The sequence below is a fragment of the Nocardia huaxiensis genome (genome assembly GCF_013744875.1).
In the GTDB taxonomy this organism is placed as follows: Bacteria; Actinomycetota; Actinomycetes; order Mycobacteriales; family Mycobacteriaceae; genus Nocardia; species Nocardia huaxiensis.
The window spans coordinates 7,642,913-7,656,074 of record NZ_CP059399.1; the positions used below are offsets into that span (position 1 = coordinate 7,642,913).

General features: G+C 67.9%; 15 protein-coding genes. 3 read left to right on the forward strand and 12 right to left on the reverse strand.

Annotated elements, in window-relative coordinates; all coding sequences use genetic code 11:
- Window positions 1-77: 77 nt before the first annotated feature.
- The 5 genes from H0264_RS35010 to H0264_RS35030 form a co-directional block, all read right to left on the reverse strand.
- Complete coding sequence (locus H0264_RS35010; protein ID WP_181581491.1) at window positions 78-476, reverse strand: helix-turn-helix domain-containing protein; 399 nt, start codon at window positions 474-476, stop codon at window positions 78-80.
- 173 nt (window positions 477-649) lie between these two features.
- Window positions 650-1,117 carry a DUF5130 domain-containing protein gene (locus H0264_RS35015; protein ID WP_231084388.1) on the reverse strand — a complete coding sequence of 156 codons (468 nt, stop codon included), beginning with the start codon at window positions 1,115-1,117 and terminating at the stop codon, window positions 650-652.
- Window positions 1,104-1,385: an aa3-type cytochrome oxidase subunit CtaJ gene (gene ctaJ, locus H0264_RS35020; RefSeq protein ID WP_181586071.1), complete on the reverse strand. Its 282-nt coding sequence runs from the start codon at window positions 1,383-1,385 to the stop codon at window positions 1,104-1,106. The genes H0264_RS35015 and ctaJ overlap by 14 nt, the downstream gene beginning before the upstream one ends.
- A 77-nt stretch (window positions 1,386-1,462) precedes the next feature.
- Complete coding sequence (locus tag H0264_RS35025; protein ID WP_231084387.1) at window positions 1,463-3,037, reverse strand: glycoside hydrolase family 13 protein; 1,575 nt, start codon at window positions 3,035-3,037, stop codon at window positions 1,463-1,465.
- A 133-nt stretch (window positions 3,038-3,170) separates the two neighbouring features.
- On the reverse strand, window positions 3,171-3,578 hold the full coding sequence (locus tag H0264_RS35030) for a globin (protein WP_181581492.1): 408 nt from the start codon (window positions 3,576-3,578) through the stop codon (window positions 3,171-3,173).
- A gap of 539 nt (window positions 3,579-4,117) precedes the next feature.
- On the opposite strand from H0264_RS35030, the gene H0264_RS35035 reads away from it, so the two are divergent.
- Complete coding sequence (locus tag H0264_RS35035; RefSeq protein WP_476703700.1) at window positions 4,118-4,615, forward strand: HNH endonuclease; 498 nt, start codon at window positions 4,118-4,120, stop codon at window positions 4,613-4,615.
- Window positions 4,616-4,619: 4 nt separating this feature from the next.
- On the opposite strand, the gene H0264_RS35040 is transcribed toward H0264_RS35035, so the two are convergent.
- The 5 genes from H0264_RS35040 to sigJ form a co-directional block, all read right to left on the reverse strand.
- Window positions 4,620-5,201, reverse strand: a complete 582-nt coding sequence (locus H0264_RS35040) for a helix-turn-helix domain-containing protein (RefSeq protein ID WP_181581494.1) — start codon at window positions 5,199-5,201, stop codon at window positions 4,620-4,622.
- A 99-nt stretch (window positions 5,202-5,300) separates the two neighbouring features.
- Window positions 5,301-6,512 (reverse strand): multidrug effflux MFS transporter, encoded by a 1,212-nt coding sequence (locus H0264_RS35045; protein ID WP_220139905.1) that lies wholly within the window; start codon window positions 6,510-6,512, stop codon window positions 5,301-5,303.
- 53 nt (window positions 6,513-6,565) lie between these two features.
- On the reverse strand, window positions 6,566-8,008 hold the full coding sequence (locus tag H0264_RS35050; RefSeq protein WP_181581495.1) for an alpha/beta fold hydrolase: 1,443 nt from the start codon (window positions 8,006-8,008) through the stop codon (window positions 6,566-6,568).
- A gap of 162 nt (window positions 8,009-8,170) precedes the next feature.
- The gene (locus H0264_RS35055; protein WP_181581496.1) at window positions 8,171-9,361 is read right to left on the reverse strand and encodes an NAD(P)/FAD-dependent oxidoreductase; all 1,191 of its coding nucleotides are present in this window, start codon (window positions 9,359-9,361) and stop codon (window positions 8,171-8,173) included.
- Between the two features lie 80 nt (window positions 9,362-9,441).
- On the reverse strand, window positions 9,442-10,386 hold the full coding sequence (sigJ, locus tag H0264_RS35060) for an RNA polymerase sigma factor SigJ (protein ID WP_181581497.1): 945 nt from the start codon (window positions 10,384-10,386) through the stop codon (window positions 9,442-9,444).
- Window positions 10,387-10,610: 224 nt separating this feature from the next.
- On the opposite strand from sigJ, the gene H0264_RS35065 reads away from it, so the two are divergent.
- A complete protein-coding gene (locus tag H0264_RS35065) occupies window positions 10,611-11,393 on the forward strand; it encodes an AzlC family ABC transporter permease (RefSeq protein ID WP_181581498.1) in 783 nt (260 codons plus the stop codon).
- A gap of 118 nt (window positions 11,394-11,511) precedes the next feature.
- Complete coding sequence (locus H0264_RS35070; protein ID WP_181581499.1) at window positions 11,512-11,829, forward strand: AzlD domain-containing protein; 318 nt, start codon at window positions 11,512-11,514, stop codon at window positions 11,827-11,829.
- A 103-nt stretch (window positions 11,830-11,932) separates the two neighbouring features.
- On the opposite strand, the gene H0264_RS35075 is transcribed toward H0264_RS35070, so the two are convergent.
- Both H0264_RS35075 and H0264_RS35080 read right to left on the reverse strand, forming a co-directional pair.
- Window positions 11,933-12,313, reverse strand: a complete 381-nt coding sequence (locus H0264_RS35075) for a DUF1304 domain-containing protein (protein WP_181581500.1) — start codon at window positions 12,311-12,313, stop codon at window positions 11,933-11,935.
- Window positions 12,314-12,428: 115 nt separating this feature from the next.
- Entirely contained in the window at window positions 12,429-13,157 is a 729-nt protein-coding gene (locus tag H0264_RS35080; protein ID WP_181581501.1) for a dienelactone hydrolase family protein, read from the reverse strand.
- Window positions 13,158-13,162 lie beyond the last annotated feature (5 nt).

Sequence of the window (13,162 nt, forward strand, 5' to 3'; positions counted from 1 at the left end):
CGCCGAAAGTGTTGGCTCAGGCCGGATACCACCTGAAAATCACCTGTAGCCGAGGCCGTCGCGGTGCGAGCAGGGCGTCAGGCCGCGAGGGCCAAGAGCACCGGGCTGGAGGCGTAGCCGCGAGCCGAAGGCCGCGAGAGCGCGGCCAGGCGCTGCCGCTGCAACTCTTCGACCACCTGCTGGGTGAGTCCACCCAGTGTGGTCCCGAGCGCACCGGCCAGTGCCGCGATCATCTCGCTGGAAGGCTCTTTGCGCCCGCGCTCGACCTCGGACAGGTACTGCGGCGAAATCCCGGCCCGCCCGGCTGTTTCGGTGAGCTTCTCCCCCTGATCGAGCCGCATGGCCCGCAAGCGCTCCCCGAGCACTTCCCGCCACAGCGGCTCACGCACGGCCTGCTGCGGCTCACCCGCCCGGCGCGCTGCGGACTGTTCATCACGCCCGCCGGGAATCGAACGAAGTCGCGGTTGCTCGGACATACACCGAGCCTAAAGTCAGCGCCCCGGAATCGCGCATCCTTACGCTCTGGGCGAACCGCGACCACGCGGGCGTACGCTGTCCCGCTGGGGGTTTGGGGGCTGGGCCCCCAAGCCTCCCTTGGGGTTTCAGGGGGCAACGCCCCTGAGAGTCCTCCCGAGAGTTCCGGGGGAACTCAGACCCGGCCGATGGCCGCGGCCATGACGCGCACGGCGGAGACCAGTCCGTCGATGAGTTCGCCCTGACGGAACGAGCTCAGCGCGGCGGTGGCGCCGAGCTGGCAGACCCGGTCGTTGGCGCGCTCGGCGACATCGCGGCCGGAGCGGACCTCGACGGCCTTGGCATTGGGGTCGACGGCGATGAGCACCGAACGCGCGGCTTCCGGGGTGCCCGGGAAGATGGCGTCCGCGCCGTGGGCGGAGTCCGAGCCGAGGTCGCCGATGAAGATGTTGAACCGCACCTTGGTGGCGCGGGTGGCGTCGGTGAGCGCGTTGTCCATGAGCAGGCGCTCGTGATCGGTGAACGGCACCTCGGCGAAGTAGTCGCCGGCCTCGTGCACGCCGGAGACGCGTCCGCTGGTGGTGATGGCGTAGCCGTGCGGTAGGTCGGCTTCGTTCACCGCGGGCCAATTAGAACTTGCCACTTGCCCGGCCTCCGATCAGGTCCGCCTCGGCGGAGTCGATAGCTGCATGGTTGCCATGCGATGCCTCATGGGTGTCGTGGTGCCCGGAACCGGTCACCTCGTCCATGGCGCTCCACAGCACCGGCGGCTCGGTCCACTGCGCACCGAGTTCGAAGTGTTCCGGCTTCTTGCCGGGAAGCGGCTTGCCGAGGAACGACAATCCGGCGATCACCAGATAGATCGCAAGCGGGATGCCGACGTAGATCAGCACTGTCTGGAGAATGCTCACGGCACAACGGTAATCGATGGTCGGATCGACCACGCCGACCGGTAACCGTGCACGTGCACGTGTCGTGACAAACCGCTTCAGATCAGCCAGGCCGTTGAGTTTGCCGGAAGTTTCCTCGCACTAATCGGCGCACTCGCGAGCAACACCTCCCCCGCGGGCAGCGAGATCTGCGCGTCGGTCGCATTGAGCACACACAGCAGCCCGCCCTCCCGCCGGAAGGCCAGGCAGCCGGGCGGCGAGCCGTACCACTCCAGCCCCGGACCAGCGAATTCCGGCCGCACGGCCCGCAATTCGATGGCCATCCGATACAGCGACAGCATGGAATCCAGCCGCTCCAACTGCTTCTCCACCGTCACATTGGCCCACTCCGGCGGCATGGGCAGCCACGGCGCACCGGTGGTGAATCCGAACGGTGGCCGCTCGCCCTCCCACGGCAGCGGCACCCGGCAACCGTCCCGGCCGCGCTCGACGCCCCCGGATCGCGCGAACGCCGGATCCCGCAGCGCCTCGTCGGGCAGGTCGTCCACGTTCGGCAGCCCCAATTCGGCGCCGTTGTAGACGAATACGGCCCCGGGCAACGCCATCTCCAGCATCATCATGGCCCGCGCCCGCGCCTGTCCCAACGCGCCGCCGCCGTAGCGGGTGACCTCGCGGGCAATATCGTGATTGGACAGCGTCCAGGTGGGGCTGGCGGCCACCAGCGCCACGGCCTGGATCGAGTTCTCGACGGCCGCGCGGATCTCATCGGGCTGGAACGGCGTCTCGGCCAGCCGGAAGTTGAAGGCCAGATGTAGTTCGTCGGGCCGCACGTACTCGCCGAAACGATTGTTGTCGTTGACCCACACCTCGCCGATGGCCACCGCGTGCGGGTACTCGTCCAGCACCTTGCGCAGCCGCCGATGAATCCGGTGCACACCGGGATTGTTGAAGCGCGGGTCACTGTCGTCGTGCACGAGCATGCGGGTGTCGACGACCTCCATATCGGGCAGCCCGGCCGGTTTGGCCATGCCGTGCGCGACATCGATGCGGAAGCCGTCCACGCCGCGATCCAGCCAGAACCGCATGGTCTGCTCGAAATCCTCGGCAACCTCCGGGTTCTCCCAGTTCAGATCGGGTTGCTCCGGCGCGAAGATATGCAGATACCACTGGCCCGGCCGACCGTCGGCCTCCCGGATCCGAGTCCACGCCGGCCCGCCGAAGACGCTGGGCCAATTGTTCGGCGGCGCACCGCCATCGGGCCCGCGGCCGTCCCGGAAGATATACCGCTCCCGCTCCGGGCTACCCGGCCCCGCCGCGAGCGCCGCCCGGAACCACGGATGCTGATCGCTGCTGTGATTGGGCACCAGATCCATTGTGACCCGCATGCGCCGGTCGTGCGCCTCGGCGATGAGCTCGTCCATGGCCTCGAGCGACCCGAACAGCGGATCGATGTCACGCGGATCGGAGACGTCGTATCCGCCATCGGCCATGGGCGAGCGCATGATCGGGCAGATCCACAGCGCGTCCACCCCCAGCAGCTCCAGGTACCCGAGCTTGTCGCGCAGCCCACCCAGATCGCCGATGCCGTCCCCGTCGGAGTCCGCGAACGAGCGCGGATAGACCTGGTAGAACACGGCGGATCGCCACCACGGCGCGCCCTTCTCGTCTGTCACAGCGGTAATGGTGCCAAAGCAGACCGGTTCGTGCGGGCGCGTCGGCGACACTTGTCCAGATTCAGCAAATGATCAGCTGACGTTCACTTGAACCGGAAACGCTGTGGGGGCCTGCGACTTCTGCGAAACGAATTCAGAAGGGCGAGTTCATGAGCGAATTCGCCGCCATCTCCAGGTAGTCGAGCAGCTGCTTGCGGTGCTGGTCGTCGAGCACCTCGGGCTCGATCTCCGCGACCGCGATGTGCATGGCGCGCAGCCAGGCATCGCGCTCGATCGGACCGACCTTGAACGGCTGATGCCGCATACGCAGCCGCGGATGCCCACGCTCGTCGGAGTACGTGCGCGGCCCACCCCAGTACTGCTCGAGGAACATGCGCAGCCGCCGCTCCGCCGGACCGAGATCCTCCTCCGGATACAGCGGCCGCAGCACCTCGTCGTCCTTCACCTCGCGGTAGAACGCCGCCACCAGCCGCTGGAACGTATCCGCCCCGCCGACGGCCTCGTAGAAGGAAGTCGCAGTCTGCTGCTCACCCGAAGTCACGTGTCCATTGTGCCCACACGAGCGAAAACATCGAGACACGAGCCCAAGGGTTCGCGGCCGTCCCGATTCTGGACTGACGGAGCGGGGGAGCGAAGCGGAGGAGCGGAGGAGCGGAGGAGGGAAGAATCGGGACTTCAGGGCCGCGAACCAGCCCGTAGTGAAACGGAGGGCAAATCGAGCACAGAATGTGCCCGACAATGTGTGAAATCACCTCGCAAAGTGGCGCGTTCCATGGTCAACTGGGTGGCAGTCTGCCGAGATACCACACCATCGGACCGAATTGAAACCGGGGTATGCGCATGAAGCAACGGCACGGCGGCCGTCACGGTCACCCGACAGCGCAACACGAGGCGCGCACGCATCGACAACTCCAGCCCGCCGACGTCCACAATCGTGGGTCGGGGGCTACTCCGCTGCATGTCTTGTCCGACCATTCGTATCCGGGTGCGCACCACGATCATGGTCATCACGATTCCGTCCATCACGCGCATCGCCCGCCCGAGCCGGCTCCCGGCTCCACCTGGTCCAAACGCCGCGTTCTGCTGCTGAACGCCACCTACGAGCCGCTCACCGCCCTGTCCGCGCGTCGCGCCATCGTGCTGCTGATCTGCGACAAGGCCGATACCGTGCACGACAATCCCGAAGGCCCGGTTGTCCATTCCGCCGGCACCTCGGTGGCGCTGCCCTCGGTCATCCGGTTGCGCACCTATGTGCGTGTCCCCTACCGCGCTCGCGTGCCCATGACCCGTGCCGCCCTCATGCACCGTGATCGTTTCCGCTGCGCCTACTGCGGCGGCAAGGCCGAAACCATCGACCATGTGATTCCGCGCAGTCGCGGGGGCGCGCATTCCTGGGAGAACTGCGTCGCCTCCTGCGCCCCGTGCAATCACCGCAAGGCCGACAAACTGCTGAGCGAACTCGGCTGGCAACTGCATCACCCGCTCGAATCCCCCAAGGGTCCGCACTGGCGGCTGCTCTCGGCCAGCTCCGAACTGGATCCCATGTGGTTGCAGTACCTCGGCGAGGGCGCGGCCTGACGGTCTAGGTGGATTCGAGCACCATGGTGGCCCAGGTGCCCGGCTCCAGCGCCTGGAACAGATGCGGCAGATCGCCGGGATAGGCGATGTAGTCACCCGGGCCGAGCTCTTCGGGAGCCTCACTCAGGCCGACGAGAGCCCGGCCCGCACCGAGCACCACATGCTCCATGACGCCGGGCATGTGCGGCTCGGACCGCCGGGGTTCGCCGGGTTCGGCGGTGATGCGGTAGAAGTCGCGTCGCACATTGGGCGGCGCGGCCGACAGCAGAATCGACCGGTAATCCGCGTGCTCGGAGAAGACCACCGTCCCCTCATCGGCCCGGATCACCTGCACGCGCGGCCGCGGCGGCAGCTCGAACAGCTGCGCGAACTGAATCCCCAGCGCCACACACAGCGCCCACAGCGTCTCCACACTGGGATTCCCCGCCCCCGACTCCAGTTGGGACAGAGTGGATTTCGCAATGCCCGCCCGCTTGGCCACCTCGGTCAGCGAGAGCCCGGCACGCGCCCGCTCCCGACGCAGCGCGGCGGCAATATGCTCCTGCGGATTCGCAGCAGCGGTCGGAGTGATGTCGTCGGCAGTCATGATCGCCCCAGACGCTACCGTCCCGAGGTCACGAATGCCGCTACGGCAGGCGGACACTCGCCGCGCGGTCACGCACACCGATGAGGGGTTGCTCACCACTCAACGCGCTGCGGCGACCGTGTTCGCCCCGCTCGCGCGGCCGCCGACACCGGTCCAACGTGCGAGGACCAGCGCCGCACAGCAGGGAAGAATGACCAGAGCGCACACCAGGGGCCTGGCGTCATGCGGCCCGGCAATGCCGACCATCGGCGCGATCATCCCGCCCAGGACGAACTGCGCCAAGCCCAGCAGGGCCGATGCGCTGCCCGCCGCCGCGGCCGGCACGGTGGACAACGCGAGCGACACGGTGTTCGGCATGATCACACCGATCGATGCGACGACCAGAAAGAACCCGGAAAGCAGAAGTGGCAGACCAACGTTGGCGAACACCGCGACGGCCGCGAGCACGCCGCCGACCACCGAGATCACCACACCGAAGGCCAGCACAGTGCGAGATGACCAGCGCTGGATGCTGTTCGCCACCCGACCGGCGACGATAATGCCCAACCCATTGACTGCGAAAACCACGCTGAATGCGGTAGGTGACAGCCCGTAGATCTCGCACAGGACGAACGGGGAACCCGCGATGTAGGCGAACATCGCCGCGAAGGACAACCCGCCGACCAGGGCGTAGCCGGCGAAGGTGGGTGCCGCGCTCACTCGCAGCAGTGTGCGGAGCATCGGAGTATCGCCGCGACCCGGATTCGTTTCCGGCAATCGCACGACGGCGACGACCAGCACGACGCTCAATCCCGCCATCACCAGGAACAGCCCACGCCACGAGGTCGCCTTCAGCAGCAGCCCGCCTGCCAGCGGCGCGAGAATCGGTGCGACTCCACTGATCTGCATCAGCGTGCTGAAAAGGCGCGCGGCGCGAGCCCCCTCATGGAGGTCGCGCACGATCGCGCGGGCGATCACGATCGCCGCTCCGCCGGCGAGCCCCTGAATCAGCCTGGCGACGATCAGCAATTCCACGCTCGGCGCAACCGTGCACAGCAGTGCGGCGAGCGCGTAGCTGCTCACCCCGATGAGCAGGGGCCGGCGTCGTCCGAAACGGTCGCTGCACGGACCCGCGATCGCCTGGCCGAGAGCCAAGCCGATCAGACACGCGGTCAGGGTCAGCTGAACCGAGGACGCCGCGGTGGCGAGCTCGCGGCTCAGGTCTGGTAACGCGGGCAGGTAGAGGTCGATCGACAGGGGACCGAGTGCGGTCAACGCCCCGAGGATCAGCGCGAGGCCGGGGACGGCCGGCCGGTGGACCTTGGTGGTCACGGTGAGCTCCTGGCGAGCCTGCCCGCGGGTGCGGGCAGGCTCTGGGTCCGAGGTCAGTAGGAGACGGTGAAGCGTTCGCCGATGAACGAGCCTTCTTCGAGCGCGTCGACGATGGCGCTCGCGTAATCGCCTACGCTGATCCGGCTTTCACCGTTCGCATCGGCGATCGGCGTGTCGCGTGCCTGCGCCCGGTAGGTTCCGGTGGCCTCGCCGGGAACCAGGTGCACCGGCGGCGGGCTGACGTAGGACCAGCGGACCGCCGAGCCGGAGCGCCGGAAGATGTCCAGCGCCTCGGACTGGTCGCGTGCGGTCTCAAAGTATTGGGCGGGGAAGTCGGGAGCGTCGACGAAGCGCTGACCGGGCGCGTACTCGAGGCTGCCACCGCCGCCGAGGAACACCAATCGTTGCACCCCGGCCAGCGGGAGCGCCTCGAGCAGTGCCTCGGCGCCGCGGGGGACCAGCCGGTCGGCGCCTTTGATCGCGGCGACCACTGCGTCGTGTCCGGCGACCGCGCGGGTGATCGAGGCGACATCGGTCACGTCCATGGTGTCGCGGTCGAGCAGGGTGATCTGGATTCCGCGGGCCGCGGCTTCGCGGGCGACGGCACTGCCGAGGTTTCCGCGGCCACCGATGATGGCGAGTTTCATGGGCTTGTCCTCGAACAGGTCACCGACGAATACGTCGATGAGGGGGGCGATCTCGGGCAGGTTCTCCTCGAGCGCGAAGTGCCCGGTCTCGAAGAGATGCACCTGAGCGGCGGGTAGGTCACGCAGGTAGGCATGCGCGCCTGCCTCAGGGAAGAAGGCGTCGTTGCGGCCCCACAAAATCAACGTCGGCGGCTGATGTTCGCGCAGCCAGCTCTGCCACTCGGCGTAGTGGGCGAGGTTGGTGTGGTAGTCCAGCGCGAGGGCGAGCTGGGCGTCCTTGCGGCCGGGTAGGTCGAGGAAGTGCTGGTCCAGGGTCCATCCGTCGGGCGCGATCAGCTCGGGTCGGGTGGTGCCGCCTTCGTACTGGCCACGGGTGACCGGCAGGGTGAACAGGTCACCGAGCGCGTCGGCGGGCGCGGCGATCGTTGCCCGGGCCATATCGGACAGGCCCTCGTCGTAGACGTTGGCGTTCTGCACGATCAGCCCGGCGATCGCCGCCGGGTTGCGGGTGGCCAGGCGCAATCCGATCGGGCCGCCGAAGTCGAAGGTGTAGAGCACGAATCGGTCCACCTCGAGTGCGGCGAGGAAACCTTCGACCACATCGGCGAGACGGTCGAAGGAGTACACGAAATCGGCCGGGGCTTCGGTGTGCCCGAACCCGGGATAGTCCGGGGCGACCAGGCGATACCGGGATCCGAGGGTGTCCATGAGGCGTCGGTACTGGTGTGAGGCGCTCGGGAAACCGTGCAGCAACAGCACGGGGATGCCGTCCTGGGGGCCGGTGTCGCGGTAGAAGACGCGGACCCCGTCGACGTCGACGAACCCGTGGGTGATGCGGGCGATGTTCATGGATGGTTTCTTTCTGTCGATCACCGCTGGAGAACCGGTGAGCAGTGGATCGCCGACAGCGGTGACCTGGCCGGCGCTGTCAGTTGCCGCTGAACGGCTAAGGCGCACAGCGGAACTCGTTGGGAGGTGTGGGCCGATCCGCTTGTCGCGAGATCGTGTGTGTCAGGAGCCCGGCGCCGTGTTCTCGGCGGCAGCGGCCGGCACGAGGTGGCGTCGGCGACTGGGCTTGAGCATGGTCGGGTGCACGACGCACCAGGCGGCGATCGAGCAGATCAGTTCCTTGAACCGAGCGCCCTTGCGTCCGGTGACGACCTTCTCGGTGGGCTGATCCTCCGGCGTCACGACCTGACGGATACCGTCACGACGGCCCAGGCTGATGAACTGACTCTGGTAGCCGATCGGGGCGTCGGGAACCGCGCGTCCGGTCAAACGCGCGGCGATCGCGTCGGCGCCGAGCCATGCCATCGGCGACGCGACGGCGCAACCCATCCGCAGCGCTTTGCCGCCGACGCCGATCGCGTGTGCGGCGTCGCCGATGGCGTAGACGTTGGGGTGCGAGACCGAACGCTGGGTCGCGTCCACGACGATGCGTCCCGTGTCCGACAGTTCCAGGGTTGTGGCCTGGGCGAGTGGGTGTGCGGTGAAACCGGCCGTCCACACCGTCATCTCGGCGGGGATGAACGCACCGGCGGCGGTGGTCACGCCGTGGGCGTCCACTCGGGCGATGTCGGTGCCCTCGTGAATGGTGATGCCCAGCCGGTCGAACGCGCCCAGCAGGTAGCGCCGGGCCTTCTCGTCGAGCCAGTCACCGACACCGCCGCGCGCGGCGATGGCGACGTCGAGATCGGGTCGAGCTTCGGCTATCTCGGCGGCGACCTCGATGCCGGTCAGGCCCGCGCCGGCGATGAGCACCTGCGCGCCCTCGCCGAGCTCGTTCAACCGTGCTCGTAGCCGCAGCGCCGCCGGCTTTCCCGCGACGTTGTGGGCGTATTCGGCGACACCGGGCACACCGTAGTCGGCGATGGTGCTGCCCAGGGCGTAGACGAGGGTGTCGTAGCCGAGGGTCTGGGCTCCGTTGTCGTCGGTGACGGTGACGATCTGGCTGTCGGTATCGACGGCGGTCACCCATGCGATCCTGACCTGCACGCCGGAGTTGGCGAAGATCTGGTCGAGCCGGCGTGCGGGCAGGTCCTGGCCGGCCGCGAGCTGGTGCAGGCGCACTCGCTCGACGAACTCGGGGTCGGCGTTGACCACGATGATCTCGACGTCGTCGCGGTGCAGCCGCTTGGCGAGGCGTCCGGCGGCGGTGGCTCCGGCGTATCCGGCGCCGAGGACGACGATGCGGTGCTTCATGGTCTCGCTCCTGTCTGAGTGGTTCGTATCCAGAACCGAGCAGCACCGCGAATGCTGACAGGAGATGGCTGTGACGTGAGTCACCAGGATTCGACGAGGGGGTTCCCGTGTTCGATATCGGCCCACCACTGGTTGGCTCGCACGAGTTTGCCGGGGTTGACCTGCCCGTGGAAGGCCGCGATACCGTCGGTGGTCACCTCCAGGCACAGCAGGCCGACGACCCGGCCGTTGACCGTGATCACCACCGCGGGCATCCCGTTGACCACCGCGGCGAACATGACGGGCGCACCGCCCAGGTTCGTGCGCTTTTTCTCGGTCGGTCTGACGAGCAGCCGCAGGAACCGGGCGACCCGGTCGGCGCCGACCAGCGGCCGCGACAGCGTCGACACGAAGGCGCCGCCGTCGCCGATGCTGATGACGTTCTCGGTCAACAGGCTGATCAGGGTCTCGGTATCACCGTTGATGGCCGCGTCGAGGAAGCCTTCGACGATTTTGGTGGCGGCGGCTTGATCGACCTCGATGCGGGTTCGGCCGGTGGCCATGTGCTGTTTGGCCCGGCGAAAGATCTGCTGGCAATTGGCCTCGGTGATCTCGAGTATCTCGGCGATCTCGCTGTGCTGGTAGCCGAAGGCCTCCCGCAACACGTACACCACACGTTCGTTCGCCGAAAGCCGCTCCATTACCGTGAGCATCGCCATCGACACCGATTCACGCTGCTCGACGGTGTCGGCCGGGCCCAGCATCGGGTCACCGGTGAACACGGGCTCAGGTAGCCACTGCCCCACATAGGTCTCGCGCCGGGCACGAGCCGAGGTGAGCTGGTTGAGACAAATGTTGGTGAGCACCTTGGTCAGCCACGCTTCGGGCGACTCTACATAGTCGCGCTCGGCGCTCGACCACCGAAGATAGGTGTCCTGCACGGCGTCCTGGGCATCGGCGGCCGAGCCGAGCAGGCGGTAGGCGATCGCCTCCAGCCGACCCCTGGAGCTCTCGAACAGATCGGCCTCGGACGCACCCGCAAACATCAGGCCATTATTGGGCAAACGTCCATCAGCAGTTCGGGTGGCCCGGCGAGCCGACCTGCGGCCGTCCGACTCGATGGCACGCGCGTACCGAGCCGGGCGCCGCCCACACCGGGATCGCCGCCGCCGCTCGACAGCAAAACAGCACGTCAACGGCACTCGCGACACCTGCGAACGAATAGCGGAGACCTTTGACGGCGAAGCCGATTTCGTTCACTATAGACGACATGCGTTCGATATGGCGAACACTGGATCGGGGTGTGCTCACCGGTATCGCGGCGATCTGCCTGGCAGTCGCCATGATCGGCGTGTCCTATGGCGCTACCGCCGTGACCTCCGGCCTGCCGGCCTGGCTGCCCGTGCTGCTCAGCGTGGCGGTGCTCGCGGGCGGGTCCGAGTTCGTGTTCATCGGCATCATCACCGCGGGCGGCGGCCTGATCGCAGCCGTCATGGCCGGTTTGCTGGTGAACGCGCGCCATCTCCCCTACGGCCTGTCCGTGCCCGATGTGGTCGGTTCCGGGTGGCGTCGACTGGTCGGCACCCACGTCATGAACGACGAGTCGGTAGCCCTGGCCATGTCCCAGCCCGACCGCGACCGCCGCCGCGCCGCCTACTGGCTCTGCGGTCTGGGCGTCATGATCTCCTGGCCGCTGGGCGCGGTGATCGGCGCGGTCCTGGGCTCGATCGTGCCCGACCCCAATGCCTTCGGCCTCGACGCGGTCTACCCCGCGGTCCTGCTCACCCTGGTGATCCCCGCCCTGCGCGAACCCGTCACCCGCACAGCGGCCTTGGCCGGAGCCGCGGTAGCCGCGATCAGCACCCCGTTCGTCGGCGCAGGCGTCCCCGTACTCCTGGCGCTGACCGCGGTCCTGCTGGTCGCCCGCCGCGCCGATGCCGGCGAAGCCACCTCCGCGCCCGAAACCCCCACGGCCGAAACGGCGGCAGCGACCATTACCGCAGACGACATCGCGCAGGCGAGCGGCGATGCGCGGGTGGGCGGCACCGCATGATGCGCAGGCCACCAGCGCTCCGGCCGAAGCAGTCGATTCGGCCTGTGACCCAGCGCATCACCGCAGGCGTCGACGAGGCAGCCGGGTCGCTCCCCACCTTCGAGAGCCGGACGAGCCGATGACGAAAGCCCTCCTCTACGGCACCCTCGCACTGGCGTTGGGCACCTTCGCATTCCGCTTCGCCGGACCTGTATTGCGCAGCCGCGTAAAGGTTTCCCCGCGCGCGATCAAGCTGCTGGAGATCTCCTCGGTCGTGCTGCTGACCGCCCTGGTGGTCACCACGCTCGTCCCGTCCGGCGGCGCGGACTTCGGATTCGCCCTGCCTGCAGGCGTTCTCGTCGCGGCCGTACTGGCGTGGCGTCGCGCGCCGATCCTAGTAGTCCTGATCGCCGCCGCAGTCGTCACGGCGGGCCTGCGCTTGCTCGGCGTCCACTGACCGCCCTCGGCCCTGCGTCGATCATGTTGGCGGGCAACGCCGCCGGGCTCGACTGCTCGGGCGTGCAGCGAGATGCGCGCGCAGTCCGCTCTCAGCGTCGGCGTCAGAGCTGGGTCAGCGAGGCCAGCAGCGCCAGCGCGGGGACGGCTCCCTGCTTCGTAGCCGCTGCGGCGTAGCTGCGGTCGCCGGCGATCAGGACCAGGGCGGCGGCCAGCATGGAGCCGCAGCTCATGATGATCAGGGCCCAGCCCGCGGCGGGCTCGCAGCGGACCAGTGCGGCGCCCGCGAAGGCTCCGAGGGCCAGGAAGAGGTTGTAGAACCCTTGGTTGAAGGCCCAGGGGCGGGCTGCTTCCACATCTGCCGCGGGGACTCGGAAGACGCCCTGGTGGATTTTGGGGTCGCGGAACTTGATCGACTCCATGAAGAAGATGTAGCAGTGCACCAGTCCGGCCAGGACTGTCAGGATCTGTACGACCGCGAGCACGCCGACCCCTTCCGTTCGAGGACACCGATGCTGTCGAGGACACCGGTGGCCTGAACCGTAGTGGTGGAAGCGGGTGAACAGCGGGAGCTGCGGTGCGTGTTGCGCGGGTGCGCGGTCAGGGGTGCAGCAGGGCCTCGAGCTTCGACCAGGTTTCCTCGGCGTATTCCTCGCGGTATGCGGGACGTCCGGGGAGGGTGAAGCTGTGTGGGGCGTCGTAGATCAGGATTTCGTGGTTCACCCGCTGTTCGGCGAGGGAATTCGCGATGACGGCGCGGGCATCGGCATCGACGAGAGGGTCCTGGCTGCCGAGGATGAGAACGAGTTTGCCGGTGATGGTCGCGGCGGATTCGATGGTGGGTTCGGGGGTGGACAGAGGGACGTCGGTGTTGGTGAGCCAGCCGGGGCTGAAGGCCGTTACCGTGGCGAAGGGGAGTTGCGTGGCGGCGTAGACGGCGGCGTGGCCACCGGCGCTGAAACCCACCATGTGCACGGATGTTGCTGCGCGGCGGTGCAATTCGCCGAGGCATGCGGTGACATCGGCGACGACATCGGATCTGGTCAGGGTGCGCAGCAGCGCGAGACCACGCTCGCGGCCCTCGGCATTCCATTCCAGGCGTTCACGGGGTGCGGCACGATGGAACAGGTCGGGCAGGATGGCGATGACACCCAGGCCCGCGAGCCGCTCGGTCACCGCGAGCAACGATTCGTGCTGGCCGTAGATCTCGTGTCCGACAACGACTCCCGGATACTCCCCCGGCCCGTCCGGTCGCGCCACGTAGGCGCTCAGCACGCCGTCGCCGACGGCCAGTTCGATCCACTCGGTCACGATTCCGGTGTCGCTCATGCGAT

Bases quoted from the DNA above. Each gene is read 5' to 3' on its own strand.
- H0264_RS35010 (WP_181581491.1), bottom strand. From the start codon at position 476: ATGTCCGAGCAACCGCGACTTCGTTCGATTCCCGGCGGGCGTGATGAA.
- H0264_RS35040 (WP_181581494.1), bottom strand. From the start codon at position 5,201: ATGACTGCCGACGACATCACTCCGACCGCTGCTGCGAATCCGCAGGAG.
- H0264_RS35050 (WP_181581495.1), bottom strand. From the start codon at position 8,008: ATGAACATCGCCCGCATCACCCACGGGTTCGTCGACGTCGACGGGGTC.
- H0264_RS35055 (WP_181581496.1), bottom strand. From the start codon at position 9,361: ATGAAGCACCGCATCGTCGTCCTCGGCGCCGGATACGCCGGAGCCACC.
- sigJ (WP_181581497.1), bottom strand. From the start codon at position 10,386: ATGTTTGCGGGTGCGTCCGAGGCCGATCTGTTCGAGAGCTCCAGGGGT.
- H0264_RS35065 (WP_181581498.1), top strand. From the start codon at position 10,611: ATGCGTTCGATATGGCGAACACTGGATCGGGGTGTGCTCACCGGTATC.
- H0264_RS35070 (WP_181581499.1), top strand. From the start codon at position 11,512: ATGACGAAAGCCCTCCTCTACGGCACCCTCGCACTGGCGTTGGGCACC.
- H0264_RS35080 (WP_181581501.1), bottom strand. From the start codon at position 13,157: ATGAGCGACACCGGAATCGTGACCGAGTGGATCGAACTGGCCGTCGGC.